This window comes from Acetobacter garciniae (genome assembly GCF_017377735.1).
In the GTDB taxonomy this organism is placed as follows: Bacteria; Pseudomonadota; Alphaproteobacteria; order Acetobacterales; family Acetobacteraceae; genus Acetobacter; species Acetobacter garciniae.
The window spans coordinates 1-17689 of the sequence record NZ_JAFVMH010000008.1 but is presented as its reverse complement, the minus strand read 5'-3'; the positions used below and the strand labels follow the sequence as shown (position 1 = coordinate 17689).

Sequence of the window (17689 nt, the reverse complement as noted above, 5' to 3'; positions counted from 1 at the left end):
CAGGCGAGCGGGCCTGGGGGGCGCGGGCAAAGGCGGCGCGGTCATGCGCCGGGATCGGGCTGACCTGTCAGACCGACCCACCCTTTGCGCGCGACGCTCAGGGCTGGTTGAGGGTTTAGGCGTATTTTGTGGGGTTTAGGTTTTTCTTGGTTTGGCTGTCGGTCACGGAGCCTGACCAAGTTGGTAGGTGTGGAGGATATCCACAGCCGTTAGGTTAGATTGTTATTTGAATCTGTTTGAAAGTTAAGTGCGGGGCGGCAAGCGAAAAACGCTTAAAAAATATGGCATTGGCGTTGCTCGGCTGTTCTCGAAGTGTCGGTTCGCCGTTCCTGATATGTCGGATATGACGTTCCTAATGTGTCGACCACCTGTTCCTGGAGTGTCGAGAGGCGTTCCTGAAAGATCGAAAACCCAGATAGGTGGAGGAGTTTCGTAGCGAATTTGAATCATCAAATTGGCTTCATCGGTGGATTTCGTTCAAAGCCGGGGCGCGGCGCTCGTTGATGCTGTGTTTTGGGTGGTGCTTAGATTTCACACGCGACACTTCGGGAACATCTTGACCAGCATCGCCTCTCAGTGGTGGTTCCGTGGAAAGCCGCTTATTTCGTACTGTTGCGCGCGTGGTGCTGCTGGACAAAGCCGATGAACGCGGCCTGATAGTTCACAGGTGTTCTTTCCGGGGAAGCTGCGATCCAGTCCATAAATGTCTCATGTAACACGTCGAGATCCCACCCTGGGCATTCACGTGTCAGTTTGGCGCGTGTCTTGTGTGTAATGACCGGTGTGGGTTCAGTCGGATTATGCGCCTGATCGAATTGCTGGCTTCTGTTATCGCGTTTGCGCATTCGGACCAGTGGCTCGGGAGATGAGGCTCCTGTTTCTATTTCGAGTGCATATCCAGGCAATTCATTGCGAGAAATGATTTTTAATATTTCAAACTTAAATCGCCTGTATTCTCCTTCGGCTCCGGACTTTAGAAACAGAGTTGGCATGGAAATAGCAAACCCTTGTTCACCTGCTCCGCCTGCGTGTTTTCTTGCCACTTTATATAGCCATCTCTCTCGACCGCCTCGTATATCGAAGTAGGCGCGATCAATTGATAAGACGCCGCCGGCCATGAGTACGCCCTCGTAGAACCAGTTTGATATTTCGATTGTCATACCCCGGCTGCGCTCGGTCTTTTCATCTACAAGCTGTGTCCATCCGTCTAGCCAAGAGAAGGTAGCCTCGCGGCGGTTCTCTGCACGAATGTTAGTTTTGACGGTTGTGGCTACGAGACGGTCCAGGGACTGTCCGAGAAGCTCGTAGGCCCGCCCCGTTGTGGGGCGGCCTATTGCGCGAAGCAGGTCGTAAGGCATGATCTTTAAAGTGCGGGGAATATCGTTAATTCCTCGCCTAGCCATGTCGGCAAGGACGCTTGCGCAATAAATTAAGATATCGGCATCCCATATTGTGGCCATGCCATAGTCCGAGTTCGCTGAAACATGTACCCATAGCTTACCGTCGGGACTCGTGTATTCGATCGGTTTGACACGTTTGCTTTTGGCAAGACTAAAGAACGGTCGCTCCATTACCTCGCGTTGATCTCGCATAGGGATATCAGCAATGTAGGGGAGGAATATATTGAGCTGCTCTTGGGGGGAGGATTTGGGTGTTTTCGGCATCGGACTTCTTACGTGGAGCGAGAATAGTGGGCCGTAGCAAGGTGAAAACTTTCCCCGGGGAAAGTTTTCAGGTTCGCGATAATGAGCTAGAAACTTTCCCCGGGGAAAGTTTTCACCTCAATTAACGATGATCCCCGTCGCCTGGAGTTTCTCCAGAACTTCCCTAAAAGCCTTAGCTAAATCTTCTGCGCTTTCGCCGGATCCCGAATGTACCTTGAAGGTAATTCCTTGGCGACCACAGTTTTCTACAGAAAGAGCTACACGTCCGGTCTTTCCATGAGTTGCGTAACCTGTCCAGTCCTTCGCAGGTGCATCTTTCGCGGTCGACTTGAGCAATCGTCTAAGCACATCAGGGCCAGCTAACGCGGACTTCCCAGACGCCTTCAACGCTTGCTGTTCGAACACAATTACCTTCGCCTCGGCGTCTATTTTTTCTCGCCGATCGGCAACCTCATAAGCTTTCGCGAGTTCGTAAGCAGGCTTTAAAAGCACGTCTTCTAAGCTGTTGAAAGCGTCAAGAACAGAATCTGGTAATGCCGCGACTTTTAGCATTTTTGACAGCCAACCTTCGGAGACTTTCAGACGTTCTGCCATCCTTCGCTGCTTGCCGCCGTAATGCGCTTCTAATGCCCCGAGATAGTTTCGGGCACGCTCGATATCCGAAACATCTTTCCGCGAGCGGTTCTCTATATCAGCCAGACGGAAGGCGGCTTCGTCATCAAGGTTGTGGACTTGAGCGAGAAACTTGAAATCAGGATACGAATGGGCACGCAACCACTTCACTGCCCAGTGCCGTCGTGTTCCTGCAATGACCTCGTAGTCTGCGTGGGGATCATTGGTTATTCGGCGCACAACAGCGGGGATTTTCTGTCCATTTTCGGCGACAAGGGCATCCAACAAGTCTGCGCAATTTTCTTCGGTCAGACTGTCGTAGCGCCGAGCATTTCCAGGCCACACCTTCACGCGGCTCGGGTCTAGCTCAAGTTGAGTGACCTGCTTGACTTCGCCGGACTGGACGCGTGCTAGGGCTGACGCTCTGTTGAGGAGTGTCGTGGGCTTAGCCCGTTCCTGCGTGGGCGCTCCGGGTTCTTTCTCGTCACCGAGCAGCCCCTCAAGATATTTAGCCTGTTTCCGGCTCATGTGCTCGAATTCCCTCGTGTTGGATCGTTAAAAATTATTGGCTCGTAAGAGCCAAAGAGGCATCGGCAGAGGCCTGACGTGTCCACATTCCTTTGATTAGAATTTCAATTTGGCCCATAACCTCGTCGAGGTTTGCTCGGCATCTCTTGTGCGTTTTTGCACTACCAACCGCACGGTCTAATTCATAGACGGACATCATCCGGATAGCTGCATGACTAATCTCTGCAGATTCTAAAATTGGTGTCGGAAGCAGTGCGGCTCCGAACGTCTTCGCCATAATTTCGCGAACCATTGAGTGAGCAGGATCATTGCTCGCAAATTTTGAACACACCAAGCGGACAAATTGGTAGTCGATTTCGAACCCGGCAGCGGTAAGCTGAGCAATTACTTGATCCATCATCGATAGGAACTGGACCGTCGAACAGAAATCGGGGATTGTGGCCGCAAGAGGCACAAGTAGCGCGTTCGCCGCCTGCATAACTGCCAGTGAGATCGTTCCCAATGCGGGTGGCGGATCCAGTAAAATGATATCGTAATTTCGGCCAATTTGGGCCAGGCCCTGCTTCAGCTTGCGAAAACGCGTCGCTAAGACCGACTGCCCGTCAACACCAGCCGCAGCGAGTTCATATTCGACGTCAAACAACTCGAGATTTGACGGTATAAGATCAATGTTTGGCCACGGCGTCCGCTTTATCGCATAGTCCAGATCGTCTTGCGTTGGTTCGATGGACAGATAGGGATAAAGCGTCTCGTCCCGACTTATATTGAAGTGCGGGTTGAATCCGAAAAGCGTTGTAGTGGTGGCCTGGCTATCACAGTCAACGACAAGCACGCGATATCCTTGAATGGCCAGATAGTGAGCAAGATGTACGGTCACGGTTGACTTGCCGACACCTCCTTTGAAATTCTGAACGGCCATAATTGCTGGCATATCGCCGTCGGGTCGTGAAGGAGACGCCCCGAGCACTTTACGCATCAGTTGTAGCTCTTCGATCGTGTAACCTGGTCGCCGTCCGTTTTCGGTTGGAACTGGGGGCGGGAGCCGTCCATCGTCTTCAGCCATGCGAATTCGATTAGTTGAGCAGCCGAGTAATTGTGCAGCCTCGGCGATCCCAAACCGGAGGTTTAGTGCTTTACGAGCTTCGGGAAGAAAAGCCTTTTGCCTGAGGCGTTCAATCATCTGCTCGCCAGCATTAGCTAAAATTGCGATTTCATCAGGGATAGCGTTCACGTTGGGGGCGCTCCGTTGAACGAGAAAACTTGAAACAACTCTCGTTAGCGTTCAACGTACGCATAATGCAAGGGAAAACACTCAAAAATAATTAAAAACCATCCTAAACGTTCAACGGCAGCGATACTCTGCATTAGTTTCTGATAGGGGCTACTTGCCCGAAGCAGGTGGGATTAGGGCATGCTCGTCGAATGGATCACCCAGTTCGAGATAATCACCCAGTGCCGCATAAGATGAATGTCGCGCCAGCCGCTTGAGTTTCACCGGATGCGCACCGGCTTGCATCCCGGTCGTAAGGGCGCCGCGCTTCAGGCTGTGCCCCCCAAAACTTGAGCCATCAAGTCCGATAGCGGCGGCCCGTGCCTGGATGATTCTTGCGATCGAGCGGTCGGTCAGAGCTTCGCTGCCTAGTGGGGACAGGGCAGGGGAGGGGCGCTGTCCTTTCTCCTTGCGAACGCGTCGGAAGACCGCACCAGCGCTGATTTCCGAGATGGTCATCCACGCAGCGTACGCCTTAACCGGGCACAGTTCATTATGGGTGTGGGGGAGGGCAACGTCTACACCGTGATCCGCCCGGTCTCCTTTCGAGTGTGGCAGAGTGATGAGAAGGCCTTTGCCGGTCAGGCTGACGTGCCTGACGTCAAGCGATGCAAGTTCCGAACGCCTGAAGGCTCCGTAAAATCCCATCAGAAGCAATGCCCGGTCCCGGAGGCCAGCCAGCGTTGTGATGTCGACTGAAGCGATGATCTGGCGCAGAATGTCGAGGGTGGCGGGGGCTTTCCGCCGCGGGGTGAAACCTTCCCGGGCCGCAGTTTTGCGAATTCCCGCCATTGTTTCGCCAACCGCGGCATCGGCAGTCGGCACCGGACAGCCAGCGAGGCGGTGAAGATATGTGAGAGAGGCCCTGCGCAGCTCCAGGGTGCCAGGTGTCATGCCGCGTCCGCGCTCATCCGCCAGAAAGGCGGCAACATCTGCGGCGCGCGCAGGCAGGCAGGGCAGGGCATGTTTTTCTGCCCAGGCGCACCACGCCCGCACGCCAGCCCGGTAGGCCTTACGGGTATTGGGAGCTTTCGCATTGAGCGCATAGGCGGAAGCCGCGTCGCGTGCAGTTTCCAGAGATCCGTCACGCTCGGGAACTAGCGTGCCCAAGGTCGTGTCGAACCAGCGGACGATTGTTCGGGGCGCCTGACCGACGGGGGAGGGGAGGGGGGGCGCATCTCCAGCCGCGACTGGCGCAAAAACAATCTCGATCTGGGCCAGGAAATAAGGTGTGGACGACAGGTGCAGGGAAATCACGAGTTCCGAAGCGTCTGGCGCGCATCCGAAGTGTTCTGCGGCAAGCGCGCGAGCGCGGGCAGGGAAGGGGACATCTGTTGCCGCGACCAGGTCCTCGGCTTTTGAGCCGGCCAGCCGCAGACCCAAAATTCTGAGAGGAAGTCCTGGGGAGAACTGCGCTGTCGACAGGACCTGGCGCAGGGTTTCGGGATCCGATCCATTCTGACTGAGACGATGAAACGTCGTTCGATCGCACCGATCGAGCAACTGCGCGAAGGCGCGATCCTTGCGACCATGGAGAACAACATCGTCCAGCATGTATGGGCCTTGTTCCCGGAGATCGAAGTGTTGTGGTTACTAGAAGAACTTTACCAGATCCGCTTTAAGCGATGACAGAAATTCTCACACGACCATATGGTCGCGGCTGCTTGCCTATGTCATTTTCTACAATAGCTGTGTCACGCATGAAAGATACTGAGCATTGGATCATACGGAATTAGTCAAGGCATTAGGCACTTTCATCGCGATCATGAACCCGTTTCTAAGCCTGCCAGTTTTTCTTGCGATGACAGCAGGGTTTACGGATACGCAGCAGCGGGCCCTCGCACTCAAGGTTACTGCGTATTCTGGGATCATGTGTCTGGTCATTCTGCTGGCCGGGCAAAAGATCATAGGCTTCTTTGGTATCACGATTGACCAGTTTCGGGTCGCTGGCGGCCTCGTCCTGGCCCAGATTTCATGCTCGATGCTCAACGGCAGCACAATTGCCTCACATCAGGGAAGCAACCAGGAGCAGGCGCAATTGCAGAACCTCTCGGGGCTTGCGTTTTATCCTTTGACATTTCCGCTGGTGATCGGTCCTGGCACGATAGCGACCATCATCATTTATGCCGGCCATCGAAGCTCACTGATGGAGACGGTCGAAATCGGTGGCATTATTCTCGGGATACTATCTGTCCTTTTCATCACCCTGTTTTTTGCCGCGGCGATCGGCAAGGTGCTGAGTGAGACAATGCGCACGATCACGACCCGCCTGATGGGGATGATCCTGCTGGCTATTTCTGTTGGTATGGTCATCGCTGGGTTGAGGGCACTCCTCCCAGGCCTGGCCCAGTGACTGCCGCCAGGCTCCTGCAAGTTGGCTGGCAACTTTCGGGGGAGTTCGTAGGGAAAGTTGCCATTGTTATCTTACACCGAAACCGGATGCTGCGAGCATAGGCAATTCATTACAGCGCCAGCCTGACATTCGCCGCCAATTGATGTATTTCCAACTCGGACGCCAATTTGGACTCAGCCTTTGCCATAATGTCGTTGAGCCGGCCACGCTGCTGGTGTGTAAGGTCGCCGCCAGCTTGAAGATAGTTGATCACTCCATTGAAGATTAAGCTGTATGGCTGGGCCGCGACACGATGTCTGCGCTCTTCGATACTTATGGCCTCGGACAACCGCTCGAAGGCCTCATCGAACGACATCTTTCTGTTCACGTCGCGAGCCAACATTTCACTAAGCAGAACCTTGCCTAAAGTGGTTAAAGGAAACGGATGATGCTCAACCGCGACGGCGTGCCGGGCACGCGTAACAGCATCATCCAGATACTCCATGGCCGTCTTATGATCGCTTGAGGTCTGGTATCTGGCGAGGTTTAGCAGAGCGACTTGCTCCCAGTAGCGCGAGTTCCACTCCCATGCCGGTTTCACATGCTCGTAAAATTTTTCAGCATCATGGCCGAGGAATTTGCTGACGACCGAATCGAAATCGAAAAGGCGGCCTGACAATCTCGGCTCGGGCGCTCTTGCGATGATCGTCTCTCGATTGACCCATGGAGCCAGTTCGTTGGCGAGCTTTATGAAAGTCGACAGGGTAAGATCGGGATCGCGAGTACTGTAGCGCACCAAAATCTTATCCGATAGGATCGCGTTTTCCGGAATGACGAACTGGCGTGCGTCGTCGTAGTAGTCGAGCGGCAAGGGATAGTTGACCTCGAACTGGGCCGTCGCTCCAACGGCCCCAAAAGCCGCAATCAGAATCTCATAGCGGATTCCGCCGTAGAAGCAGTGCTGAGCCAGAGAAGCTGCTAAGTACCGTTCCAGTGCCGGCTTAGAGGCATCCGCTGTCATGCTGTCTACGATACGGTCAAGAGGGCGAAAATCATTCAGGATGCGGCAGCATGCCAGCGCGATAGGGTCGTCCTGGACTCGGCGAGCAAATTCGTCTTTCCGTTTGACAACCGTATGGTCGCCAATCGCCCCAGCATCGGCATAGCGCTCTATTAAGCGACGGGCCTGTGGTATCGACATTGGCAACTGACCGATGAAATCGAACTTGTGTCCCGCGAGCACCTGTTTGATGTAATTCATTCGATAGGAGCGCTCGGCGCAGACGAAGATAACGTCAGGTTTCTCCAGGCGGTCGAGCAGATCCGGCAACGCTGTGACTTGCTCGGCAAGATTGTCGATCACGACAACTACTGGACCGTCGACCAAATCGATGACATCTGCAGTCGTGTTAGCTATGCGGCTCAACGCGGAGCACATAAGCGTCTTGATGCCGTGCTTCGCCAGTTCGAAGGCAACGCGACGTAGGACAGTCGACTTGCCTGCGCCAGAAATTTCCGAAAGGATTAGCACCCGAGCACAATGTATAGGGTCCGCTAAACGTTTCTCGATATCCACGATGACATCAGATACTAGAGGTCGGGCTATGTCCCGGTTTGCTTCGAGATCGCCCCAGTTCGGGACGTGGCCGTACATGAAGCGCGAGTTGGTGGAAGGCTTAGTTACCCCGGGGACCAGTTCAAAATCGGCATTGAAGGACATCGCCGTCGACTTGCTAACACCGACGGGGAGGAGCTGACGCGTTGCCAGCGGAATCAACTCGGCGGGGGTCGGCGGGTTGGGGATTACCGATTTGCAGTATTCAAAGAAGTCGTTCGAATACCCCACGAAGTGCAGAAGACCATGACGCTCGCACAACATGGTGGCTATAGGGTCGTCTACTTCCACTAAGATTGAAGGGCCCCGATCGTCTCGGGCGCTTTCACCGGTACGCAGCGCAAGGTAGTAGTCAAGATCGGGTTCGTCTAAAGTGCTGCCCGCGATGATCATAGGCTCCGACAGCATGCGCTGCGTCAGTACTGTCATCCACGGGTTTATCTTGGTGGTCTGATTGACGTACTGGTCCCGCGAGAATACATAGCCTTTCTCGGGTTGGCCTACGAAACCATGCAAATGAATGACGAAGAGCTCCTCAAGGTTTAGTGGGTCGGTATAAACATCGTTGAAATGCTTCGGGATAGCGCGCTGAAGCGCTTGTTCGTTGTCGTAGACATTCTCGATTACGTCATCGACATTCCAAGTGAATACCCGTCTCCATACAAAGGATGCCATCAGCTTGGCCGTAGGGCCGGGTTGGGCATCAACGAACCTATTGGTGATTAGCTTCTGCACCAGGGGCGGGGTAAGCAATTGATAGAGTCGCTGTAGGCTGCTCTTTCGAGCAGACGTGGCATCGGCCAGTTCGCCAAGAAGTGTATCTCCGCTTGGTAAAATCCCTTTCTTATTCCTCGAATCCATGCTGAAGCCGGCCCCGAGTAAAAGGTTGTATTGACCGGCGCGAAGTGAAGAAACAAAGGCATCTTCCTGTTTCCCGGTAATGTTCTTGAACGGCATAGCCCCCCCCCTTTCAACTGAGCAGGTAGGTTAGCGAGCCTAAATTTTAACTACTAGTGATGGATAGTCTGTTCTGGTCGTCATTACCCGATTCAGCTTGAGGTCAAGGTATGTTGCAACCAATGCCAGATTCTAGAGGTTCTCAATAAGCCCATAATCGACCGATAGGAGGGCGTGCGCAGCCATCGAGCAATGACCTGGGTGGCCATCACAATTTAATTGCTTTTTGGCCTGCGGGTGCAGCACCGTTTGTCTTGCGTTCGGCAAGGACACCGAGGGCCCGGAAAGCCCGGTGTCCTGCCAATTATCCCCATATTCTGGATTTTGCCGATTGGCTTTCGGGTTGGATTTTTTACGTCCGACAAGGGAGATTATCGGACGTAAAACGCGGGGAAGGGGGCAGAAATGGAAATTATCGTTGTTTGAAATTAAAGTGTCATTAAGGTAAATAGAAAGTCGCCCTAGCTTGCGGACCTTGCCTCTTCGGCCTGACAAATGATATCTATCATGATACCTATTAATTCCGGAGTGTCCCATGTCGGATACTGCCAAGATTTTCATGACTGGCCGCAGCCAGGCGGTTCGTCTGCCCGCAGCCTATCGGTTCGATACGTCCGAGGTCAGCATCCGTCGCGATCCGGAAACGGGTGATGTCATTCTCTCTGCCCGGCCCAGGGACTGGGGCGCGGTTTTCTCGGATATCCGGCGTAGTCGGGGAGCGGAACTGTTTCCGGCCGGTCGGGAACAGGGGCAACCGGCACCCGATCCTTTCGCGGGGTTCGAAGGGTGAACGCCTGGATGTTTGATACGAAGACGGTCAGCGACATCGTGCGCGGTGACGAGACGATTCTGCGGCATGTCGAGCGTCTTGATCCCCGTCAATGCTGCGTCTCGGCCGTGACGGCCGGCGAGGTCGCTTACGGGCTTGCCCGGCGTCCGGACGCCACGCGGCTGCATCGTCTGACGCATGCGGTGATGTCTCGCCTGGAGGTCCTTCCCTGGGACCAGGACACCGCACAGCGTTACGGGAAGCTGCGCGTCAGCCAGGAGCGGCATGGCCTGTCCCTCGGAGCACTGGACATGATGATCGCAGCCCATGCCTTGGCTTGTAAGCTGACTCTGGTCACTAGCGACCAGGCCTTTGCGGCGGTCAAGGGGTTGAGCGTGCGCAATTTCCGGTCCGGATGAAGCAGGGTGCGCCATGCTGCCAGAATTGTCGATCAGGGGGTGAGTGTGGAAAACGAGACTGAACGTTCATGACGGCGTCGCAGTCTGGCGTCTTGCCACCCCTGAAAGGTGGACTGCCTGCCCTGGGCGATGTGGCTGCGGTTTTAACCCGGACCGCCACGCTCTGCGGGCAACTCGACCAGTGGCTTCACCGGCACCCTCTGCGCGAGGTGATCCTCTTTCGGGCGCGCCTGGAGGCGGCCCGCAACTGTGCGGCCGTCGATGGCTTTCTGGTTGATCCCTGGTATCTGGCCGCCGTTCTTGAGGGGCTGCGGCCACGGATCCGGGGCCAGGACGTTTTTGAGCGCGGCAATGAGGTCGACGCCGCCCATGCGACGTTCGAACAGTATCAATGGCTGGCCAGGCCCACGGGCCTGCAACGGGAGGCGATTGCTCAGGCGATGGATGCCATCAAGCCTTTCACCCAAGTCGTGGGGCCGTTGCTTGGCGGTGCGCTGGCCTTCCGTCAGTGGATAGAGGCTGGACACGGTCGGGCCCCGTTGCGCGGCGCACTTGTGCGTTTGTGGTGCGAGGAAGGGCTGCTGCGCACGGCCCTTCCTCTGACGGGGGCCGCGGCCTTCCGGTCGGGAACATCCTGGACAGCCCGGACCTGGGTGCCCTGCTGGCTTAGAGCTATCGGTGATGAGGCTGAGGTCATCCGCGACATGACCCGAACGCTGGAGGCTTCCTGGCATCAGGCGCGTCTTCAGGCCGGCGACCAGAGACGGAATTCGCGTGCCTCTGCCGCCATCGATGTTATCGCCGCCCATCCGGTGATTTCGGCGACGTCGCTGGCCGCCCGGCTTTCGATGTCGATCAAGGCCGCCTGCCTGCTGCTCGAGCGCTTCCTGGAGCGCGGCCTGATCGTGGAAGTCACGCACCGGTCGGCCCGGCGGCTTTTCGCGTTACGCGATATGGCTCCACTCAGGGAGGCTGTGCAGCCACGGCCAAAGGCCATGCCCGGCCGGAAACGCGGCAGGCCCCGGGCCTCAGATGTGGCTGACGTCCAGGATTTTGAGGACAGTCGCGTCGAGCAAAATTTTCAGCCGCTTGAGCGTTGGACGCCGGACTATTCCGAACTCGAGGCGGCTATGGCCGAAGTCGATCTGCTTTGTCGTAGAAGCCAGGCTTGAAGGATCCAACCAGACTGCCTAGTAGAGAGGAACACGCGGGAACGATTACTCATTCCCGCGTTCAGGATCACCAGTAATATTCGTGTGGCCGTCGGGTTCCGGTATACGGAAAGACCGCCTCGGCAGGATTGAGGTGACCCTTGATGATCAGACGGGCAATATGCCTGTCATGATGACGGCCAGGGCGGATATCATGCAGATGGCTGTACCAGTTAGGGGATTCAGAGGCTTCACGTGAGCCTCCATACCCACAGCGATCCGGACGACTGGCCCAGCGATGATCACGGCCATGTTTCCGGCTGTGATGATAGGTGCGAGACATGGGAGATTTCCTTCCATGACGCGCGGAGTGATTTCCGAGCGTACCTACATCGCCCGATCTCCCCTGTGTTCTGATTGGAATATGCGTTACCGCGCTTGTGCGACATCGGTCTCCAGCAGCATCCGGGCATAGCGGGTGTAAGGGATACCCTTCGCCCTGGCGTTTACAGCGTCTGGCAAGAATGCTGGCAGGCGAATAACGCGATGTCTTCTTCTCCACCATAAGGCTCATCCTCCGAGAGTTTTACTCTCCGGCAAGCCCGGGGCAGTTCAGTAGGTTGTAAACGGTTATTTTTCCTTTCCACTCTCTCCTCAAGTCAATTGGACAGATCAGGAATGATGGATAAAAGAATATCCATACCAGATGCGATAGCACTGACTGGTGTGCGCTCGTTCAGACCATGCATAAAATTTTCCGATGGCTTGATGAACAGGGGGCTGGCTTTGTAACTCGGCACATTATGATTGCGAAACCACATATTATCTGACGCACCCACCCCCATGGATGGGATGACGGGCAGACCCGGATAAACACCATGCACTGCCCTGGTAACTGCTGCAGTAAAGCTTGTGTCCATCGGGGATGCATTGGTAGAGACTGAACCAGCAGACACATCTCGTATCTGTACATTGGGGTCTGCAACGACTTTTTGCAGTTCTGTCTGAATGTCAGATTTGGAGTGACCAGGGAAAATACGGCAGTTGATATTCGCAGTTGCCCGTTGCGGGAGTGCGTTCAACGCATGTCCTGCGCGTACCATCGTGGCAACACAAGTAGTCCCAATCTTGCCTACCATGGACGGGTCGGCCGATAAGGTCTCGATCGCTTTTTGATCCGTTGTGTCGGCGGCGAACGCCGTCATTGCGGCTCCCAGCTTGGCGGGTTCCAGCTTTGCCGCATTTTCGAAATATGCATGCGTAATAGCGTTTTCTTCCGGTTTAAACTGGTATTTCTGCACACGCAGCAAAGCAACGGACAGTTCATAAATTGCATTGTCCGCCCGGGGATGGGATGAATGACCTCCCGGATTGGTCACGGTCAGTTCGTAATCGGCGTATGCCTTCTCTGCCGCACCCCACGAGAAATATTCCGGCCTGCCTGTTTCTTCGTTCAATACACCGTCTGCGCCATCAACATTCAGTACCATTCCCGCGTCAGATAGTTGATCTGCCAGGGCCGCGCCGGTGCGCATGTCTGTTTCCTCATCGCCCGAGAAGGCAAGGATAATCGTACGTTTCGGCATGTAACCTTCGCGCCGCAATTCAATGAGAGCGGCAATTGCCAGAGTATCATCCAGCTTCATGTCTGTGGCTCCACGGCCGTACAGGTAACCGTGTTCTACTACCGGGGTAAACGGATCGCGTTGCCAGTCGGCAGGTTTTGCCTCTACCACATCCATATGGCCAAGAATTACAAATGGTTTGAGCGAGGGATCAGTTCCATGCCAGGTCGCTGTCATGTAAACGGTATTATTTGCCGGAACGATCTGAATATCTTTTTTAGAATAACCACCGTCAACTAATGCTCTGCTAAACAGCCGCGCGACATCTGCCGTCATATTTCCTGGCCCTGCGACTGATCGCAAGGCAATCGCCTTTTCGGCAAGCGCCAATGCCTGCGCTTCGGCCTGCGGATGTGTCGCCACATCAGCGTATGCTATGGAAGGAAAAGCCGTAAGGGCTAGCAGTGTCATGGCCTTGAACATTGGCAGGATACTTTTCAAAATATTATTTCTGAAAAACAATGACATAAAACCTTTGCCCTCACCAGCTATGCACCTCAACTTCCGATACGGCTGCTTTGACGGGAAATATTGGGAGGAAATCCCTTCGGGTCATTTCTGGTAGAGGCCACCCATATGGAGGGATCGAACACCTAAAAGTGGGTCGCGTCAAACCGCTCAAACAGTCTTTCAATCGCACCAGCCTGGATCAGACGCTCACGAAACAGCCAGACCGTTTTGGCATCAGGCACACAATCCGACAGCCCAAGCCCCAGAAAGCGCATGAAGGAGAGACGGTCGTTGATCAGGTATTCTGTCCGCTCATCGGACAGGTTGTTCAACGTCTGGATCACCAGGATTTTGAACATCAGCACCGGATCAAACGGCGGACGCCCGCCCTTGCGTCCGTCTGAATAAGCCAGAGCCTGCTCCAGATCAGGGCGGAAGACTTCAAAATCCACAGCCCGGGAAAAGGCTTCAAGTTGATCACCAAGACCGCTCAGACGGGCCAGCCGCTCCTCAACATCAAAGAAACCGGGCTGCTTCACCATACATCCTCCCACCATCACACCAACGATGGAATCACAGCCAACAGTTCAGAGCCAGGGGTTCTTCGAACCCTCCACGTTCACCGCCGGCTTGCGCCTCACGGGGATGACCGCACCCTTCGTGCATGAGGGCGCCATGAACGGCGAGATTTTTCAGGCCTATGTCGAGCATGTTCTCGTGCCGACGCTGAGCCCGGGCGATATCGTCGTGCTGGATAATTTGCCCGCTCATAAGATGCCGGGCGCGCGAAAGGCCATCGAACGAGCCGGGGCACAGATGATGTTCCTACCTCCCTATAGTCCCGATTTCAACCCGATCGAAATGGCGTTCGCCAAGTTCAGGGCCCTCTTGCGAGCCAAGGCAGCAAGAACCGTCACAGCACTATGGGACGCCGCCGGATCAGTCCTGGATGCTTTCACTCCTGATGAATGTGCCAACTTCTTCACCGCCGCAGGCTATGAACCGGAATAACGTGGACGTGCTCTAGCGGATTTTCACGGACAGAGCTCGAGTTAAAATGTTCTTCCAATTTTACGGCCAGCGCTTTGCTATTTTTTCCTTACGTTAATCGCCACAATCAAGCCGTGGCTTTTCCAAACGTCTGGCGAGCGACACGAAATAACGTCTCCCGAAGCCAGCGATGGACTGGATCCATATCCCGTCGTGGGTGCCACGCTTGAAAAGCCTCGACATTTGGTAGAGCAAAAGGAAATTCGAAAGCGGTCAGGCCAAGAGCGTCCAGTGAAATATGATCGATGACTATCCCGGGGAGCGGCAGAATCAAATCAGTATGTTTCATGCTTTCTATCATTGAGTGGTAATTAGGGACGATCATCGCGATGCCGCGCGTCAGACCGAATTGACTCTGCAAAATCCAGTCGATCGGTCCACGACCTCGCCCGCGACGCGAAACACTAATGTAATCGTATCGCACCATAGCCTCGGGTGTAACGGGCTTCGCCAGTATCGGATGTCCCTGACGGACCAGGCCCCGCATGTGATCACGAACTATAGTCTGGCGGCGGATCTCTGGTTTCATCAGTTCCGTAGCACTGAATTGCCCCGGGTTTTGTGGAGACGTTTTTTATCTGATTTAAGCGGCTAATGCATGTGATTTCTGTTGTGCATAAAAGCGTGCTTCGGCTTCTGCTGGCGGGATGTTTCCAATGGAGGACAGGAGCCGCCGATTATTGAACCAGTCGACCCATTTCAGTGTTGCCAGTTCAACAGTTTCCCTGTTTTTCCATGGCCCCTGCCGATAGATGAGTTCGGTTTTGTAAAGTCCGTTAATGGTTTCCGCCAGAGCGTTATCATAGGAATCCCCAACACTGCCGACAGAAGCAACAAGGCCCGCTTCAGCCAGTCTTTGCGTGTAGCGAATGGATACATATTGACAGCCGCGGTCGGAATGGTGGGTCACTTTTCCCTCAGGCTGCCTCTGGCACAGAGCCTGCTCAAGGGCATCCAGTACGAAGTCGGTATGAGCCGTTGAGGAGACGCGCCAGCCCACAATAACCCGTGCAAAGACGTCAATGATGAAGGCCACATAAACAAAGCCCTGCCAGGTGGAAACGTAAGTAAAATCCGAAACCCAGAGCCTGTTAGGTGCTGGTGCATGAAACTGTCGCTGCACCAGATCCTGTGGACAGGGCCGCGCCGGAACGGGCCGTGTGGTTCTGACACCCTTACCACGAATGACGCCTTTCAGTCCCATCCGGCGCATCAGCCGCTCTACCGTGCAGCGGGCGACATCCAGACCATCACGTCTGAGCTGATGCCAGACCTTGCGCACTCCGTAGACGCAGAAATTATCGTTCCAGACCCTGCGGATTTCATGACATAGCTCTTTGTCTTTCTGGCTGCACACACAGGGTTTTTTCTGTCTCGCCCGATAAGCGTAATAGGCAGATGGTGCAATCGACAGAACCCTGCAGATTGACCCGACACCATATGTCTGCCGATGCTCCTCAATGAAGCGTGTCATGGCCTGAACCGGCGGTCGAGTTCCGCCTGGGCAAAATATGCTGACGCCTTGCGCAGGATTTCATTGGCCTGCCGCAATTCGCGGTTCTCTCGTTCCAGTTGCCTGATCTTCTCCCGATCAGGCAGGTCACTTACCGCAGGCGCATTGGCACGTTCATGCAGACGGGTCCATTTTGACAGCGTGTCAGGATGAATATCCAGCTTTGGCGCTATCATCATCACCGCGGACCAGCGTGATGGATGGTTCTTCTCTTCCTCCAGAACCATACGGGCTGCACGGTCACGAAATTCAGGCGGAAAACGCTTCGATTTGTTGCTCATGAATCCTTCTTACCTCTCGGGTCGTTCTGTCTCCACAAAACCCGGGGCAATTCAATTAACGCCGCCGCGTAACAATCCAGAGCATGCAGCCCTCTCTCTGCTCTGGCGTCCACATCCAGAGCTTGAATCACATCAGACCGATTTTCCAAACAGGCTCTAATAAAATATCAATGACCCTTCATTAATTTGTGTATAAAAATATAAAAAGAAGCGGGTTATTAATTAAAAATCCTTACTTTAAGTATTAATGAAACGTAAATGTCGCTTTTTTGTCTTGTTTTGTCGGTTTATTTCTCCCTTATTAGGGTTTCGGGATACGAGATGGAGCGTCAAAAATGACCACATGGAGAGGGCGTGCTTGCTCTTTTTTTATGTCAAAAAATAGAACCAAAACGGTACTGTTTTTTGAAATTCAAATAGTCACGTTTGCTGTATTCTCTGCCATGGAGATAAAAAGCCCGCGTGCTTATGCACAGGCTACAAACCCCTATAGTGTAGCAGCAGGAGCAACAGGATATATCGCTAAAGGCACGACAGTTCTTTCTGATTCAGTGGGTATTTATGGAACGTTGACTGTCGATGGGGGTTCTCTTCTTACCACAATCGACAATACAGGCAGCTATAAAGTTGGACTTATTTACGTCAACGGAAGCCTTGCCGATCATTCCACAATCACAGTCACAAATGGCGGCACTGTTTCCACCACGTCGAAGGGGAATATCGTGGCTGGTCTGGACGCGGGCACGATTGGTACACTGACAGTAACCGGCGTGGGTTCAAGTCTATCATCCGGCTTTCTTCAGGCCGGTAACCACGGTGATGGCACGATCAATATTCTTGACGGAGCAACGGCCAAGGCTACCGTAACCCTTAGTGCCAATTTCTCTGGTACCACTGCTGCGATCAATCTCTCAGGAGCCGGCTCAACCCTGACAACGGGCATGCTTTACATCAATGCTGATGGTGATGGCGTGGATACCATTAGTGATGGCGCGAGGGCTATTGTTAACACGCAGGTTGTTTTCGGGTCGCAGGGAGGGACATATGGTGAACTGAATATCGATAGCGGTGGTACGCTGTCTGTTGGGGGTGCCAACAGTATTGTCGATGATGAAGGCATGGGTGGCAGTTATCTGTTCAGGATCGATAACGGCACGCTGGAAGATATCCAGTCAGACCTTGTTACGTCGGTTAATATCAATGTCGTTAATACCGCAACCATCCAGACAAATTCTTACGTAACCACCCTTTACGGTCAGATGTATGGCACGGGGAGCGTAAACAAAACGGGTGCGGGTACGCTGATTCTGAGTGCGGACAATACCTATACCGGGGCAACCACCATTGCGCAGGGCGTGCTGCAACTGGGCAATGGTGGCACCACGGGTTTGATCGCAGCCTCCTCGGCCATTCATGATAACGGCTCCCTGGTTGTCGATCATAGCAACACGGT

General features: G+C 54.2%; 13 protein-coding genes, 3 pseudogenes and 1 other annotated feature. Of the genes and pseudogenes, 6 read left to right on the top strand and 10 right to left on the bottom strand.

All coding sequences use genetic code 11. The annotated features are described in order from the left end of the window. Positions 1-599: 599 nt before the first annotated feature. From J2D77_RS13640 to J2D77_RS13625, 4 genes are all read right to left on the bottom strand, one after another. Positions 600-1664 carry a replication initiator protein A gene (locus J2D77_RS13640; RefSeq protein ID WP_207846883.1) on the bottom strand — a complete coding sequence of 355 codons (1065 nt, stop codon included), beginning with the start codon at positions 1662-1664 and terminating at the stop codon, positions 600-602. 117 nt (positions 1665-1781) lie between these two features. After that, a complete protein-coding gene (locus tag J2D77_RS13635) occupies positions 1782-2804 on the bottom strand; it encodes a ParB/RepB/Spo0J family partition protein (RefSeq protein ID WP_207846882.1) in 1023 nt (340 codons plus the stop codon). Positions 2805-2838: 34 nt separating this feature from the next. Further along, entirely contained in the window at positions 2839-4035 is a 1197-nt protein-coding gene (locus J2D77_RS13630; RefSeq protein WP_207846881.1) for an AAA family ATPase, read from the bottom strand. 150 nt (positions 4036-4185) lie between these two features. After that, positions 4186-5628, bottom strand: coding sequence for a site-specific integrase (locus J2D77_RS13625; RefSeq protein WP_207846880.1), 1443 nt, complete (start codon positions 5626-5628; stop codon positions 4186-4188). 163 nt (positions 5629-5791) lie between these two features. Here J2D77_RS13625 and J2D77_RS13620 point away from each other — a divergent pair, with 163 nt between their 5' ends. Then, positions 5792-6427, top strand: coding sequence for a MarC family protein (locus J2D77_RS13620; RefSeq protein ID WP_207846879.1), 636 nt, complete (start codon positions 5792-5794; stop codon positions 6425-6427). Positions 6428-6536: 109 nt separating this feature from the next. Here J2D77_RS13620 and J2D77_RS13615 read toward each other — a convergent pair whose 3' ends face one another. Continuing rightward, positions 6537-8978, bottom strand: coding sequence for a P-loop NTPase (locus J2D77_RS13615; RefSeq protein WP_207846878.1), 2442 nt, complete (start codon positions 8976-8978; stop codon positions 6537-6539). A gap of 535 nt (positions 8979-9513) precedes the next feature. Between J2D77_RS13615 and J2D77_RS13610 the strand changes: the two genes are divergently transcribed. From J2D77_RS13610 to J2D77_RS13600, 3 genes are all read left to right on the top strand, one after another. Continuing rightward, positions 9514-9768 carry an antitoxin gene (locus tag J2D77_RS13610; protein ID WP_207846877.1) on the top strand — a complete coding sequence of 85 codons (255 nt, stop codon included), beginning with the start codon at positions 9514-9516 and terminating at the stop codon, positions 9766-9768. A gap of 8 nt (positions 9769-9776) precedes the next feature. Further along, positions 9777-10166 (top strand): type II toxin-antitoxin system VapC family toxin, encoded by a 390-nt coding sequence (locus tag J2D77_RS13605; RefSeq protein ID WP_207846876.1) that lies wholly within the window; start codon positions 9777-9779, stop codon positions 10164-10166. A 68-nt stretch (positions 10167-10234) separates the two neighbouring features. After that, positions 10235-11338 (top strand): hypothetical protein, encoded by a 1104-nt coding sequence (locus tag J2D77_RS13600; protein WP_230975820.1) that lies wholly within the window; start codon positions 10235-10237, stop codon positions 11336-11338. A gap of 67 nt (positions 11339-11405) precedes the next feature. On the opposite strand, the gene J2D77_RS17540 is transcribed toward J2D77_RS13600, so the two are convergent. The 3 genes and pseudogenes from J2D77_RS17540 to J2D77_RS13590 all read right to left on the bottom strand — a co-directional run. After that, positions 11406-11660 (bottom strand): hypothetical protein, encoded by a 255-nt coding sequence (locus J2D77_RS17540; protein ID WP_331000122.1) that lies wholly within the window; start codon positions 11658-11660, stop codon positions 11406-11408. A gap of 316 nt (positions 11661-11976) precedes the next feature. After that, entirely contained in the window at positions 11977-13365 is a 1389-nt protein-coding gene (locus J2D77_RS13595; protein WP_207846961.1) for a M20/M25/M40 family metallo-hydrolase, read from the bottom strand. Positions 13366-13547: 182 nt separating this feature from the next. Continuing rightward, positions 13548-13934, bottom strand: a pseudogene (locus J2D77_RS13590) (transposase); the annotation flags it as partial. Between the two features lie 70 nt (positions 13935-14004). Here J2D77_RS13590 and J2D77_RS13585 point away from each other — a divergent pair. Continuing rightward, positions 14005-14403: pseudogene (locus J2D77_RS13585) on the top strand (transposase); the annotation flags it as partial. 106 nt (positions 14404-14509) lie between these two features. Here J2D77_RS13585 and J2D77_RS13580 read toward each other — a convergent pair. Beyond that, positions 14510-14983 (bottom strand): annotated as a pseudogene (locus tag J2D77_RS13580) (LysR substrate-binding domain-containing protein); the annotation flags it as partial. Positions 14984-15025: 42 nt separating this feature from the next. Beyond that, a protein-coding gene (locus J2D77_RS13575; RefSeq protein WP_207846874.1) for an IS3 family transposase occupies positions 15026-16236 on the bottom strand; the annotation gives its coding sequence in 2 pieces (ribosomal slippage) (positions 15026-15951 and positions 15951-16236; 1212 coding nt in all). Next, positions 15842-15958, bottom strand: a sequence feature (AL1L pseudoknot). It overlaps the preceding gene by 117 nt. Before the next feature lie 335 nt (positions 16237-16571). Between J2D77_RS13575 and J2D77_RS13570 the strand changes: the two genes are divergently transcribed. Continuing rightward, positions 16572-17689 (top strand): autotransporter-associated beta strand repeat-containing protein (locus J2D77_RS13570; RefSeq protein ID WP_207846873.1); only part of this gene is annotated, 1118 nt, incomplete at its 3' end.

Coding starts and splice junctions, on each gene's coding strand:
- J2D77_RS13640 (WP_207846883.1), bottom strand. CDS start 1,664: ATGCCGAAAACACCCAAATCCTCCCCCCAAGAGCAGCTCAATATATTC.
- J2D77_RS13635 (WP_207846882.1), bottom strand. CDS start 2,804: ATGAGCCGGAAACAGGCTAAATATCTTGAGGGGCTGCTCGGTGACGAG.
- J2D77_RS13625 (WP_207846880.1), bottom strand. CDS start 5,628: ATGCTGGACGATGTTGTTCTCCATGGTCGCAAGGATCGCGCCTTCGCG.
- J2D77_RS13615 (WP_207846878.1), bottom strand. CDS start 8,978: ATGCCGTTCAAGAACATTACCGGGAAACAGGAAGATGCCTTTGTTTCT.
- J2D77_RS13610 (WP_207846877.1), top strand. CDS start 9,514: ATGTCGGATACTGCCAAGATTTTCATGACTGGCCGCAGCCAGGCGGTT.
- J2D77_RS13605 (WP_207846876.1), top strand. CDS start 9,777: ATGTTTGATACGAAGACGGTCAGCGACATCGTGCGCGGTGACGAGACG.
- J2D77_RS13600 (WP_230975820.1), top strand. CDS start 10,235: ATGACGGCGTCGCAGTCTGGCGTCTTGCCACCCCTGAAAGGTGGACTG.
- J2D77_RS17540 (WP_331000122.1), bottom strand. CDS start 11,660: ATGTCTCGCACCTATCATCACAGCCGGAAACATGGCCGTGATCATCGC.
- J2D77_RS13595 (WP_207846961.1), bottom strand. CDS start 13,365: ATGTTCAAGGCCATGACACTGCTAGCCCTTACGGCTTTTCCTTCCATA.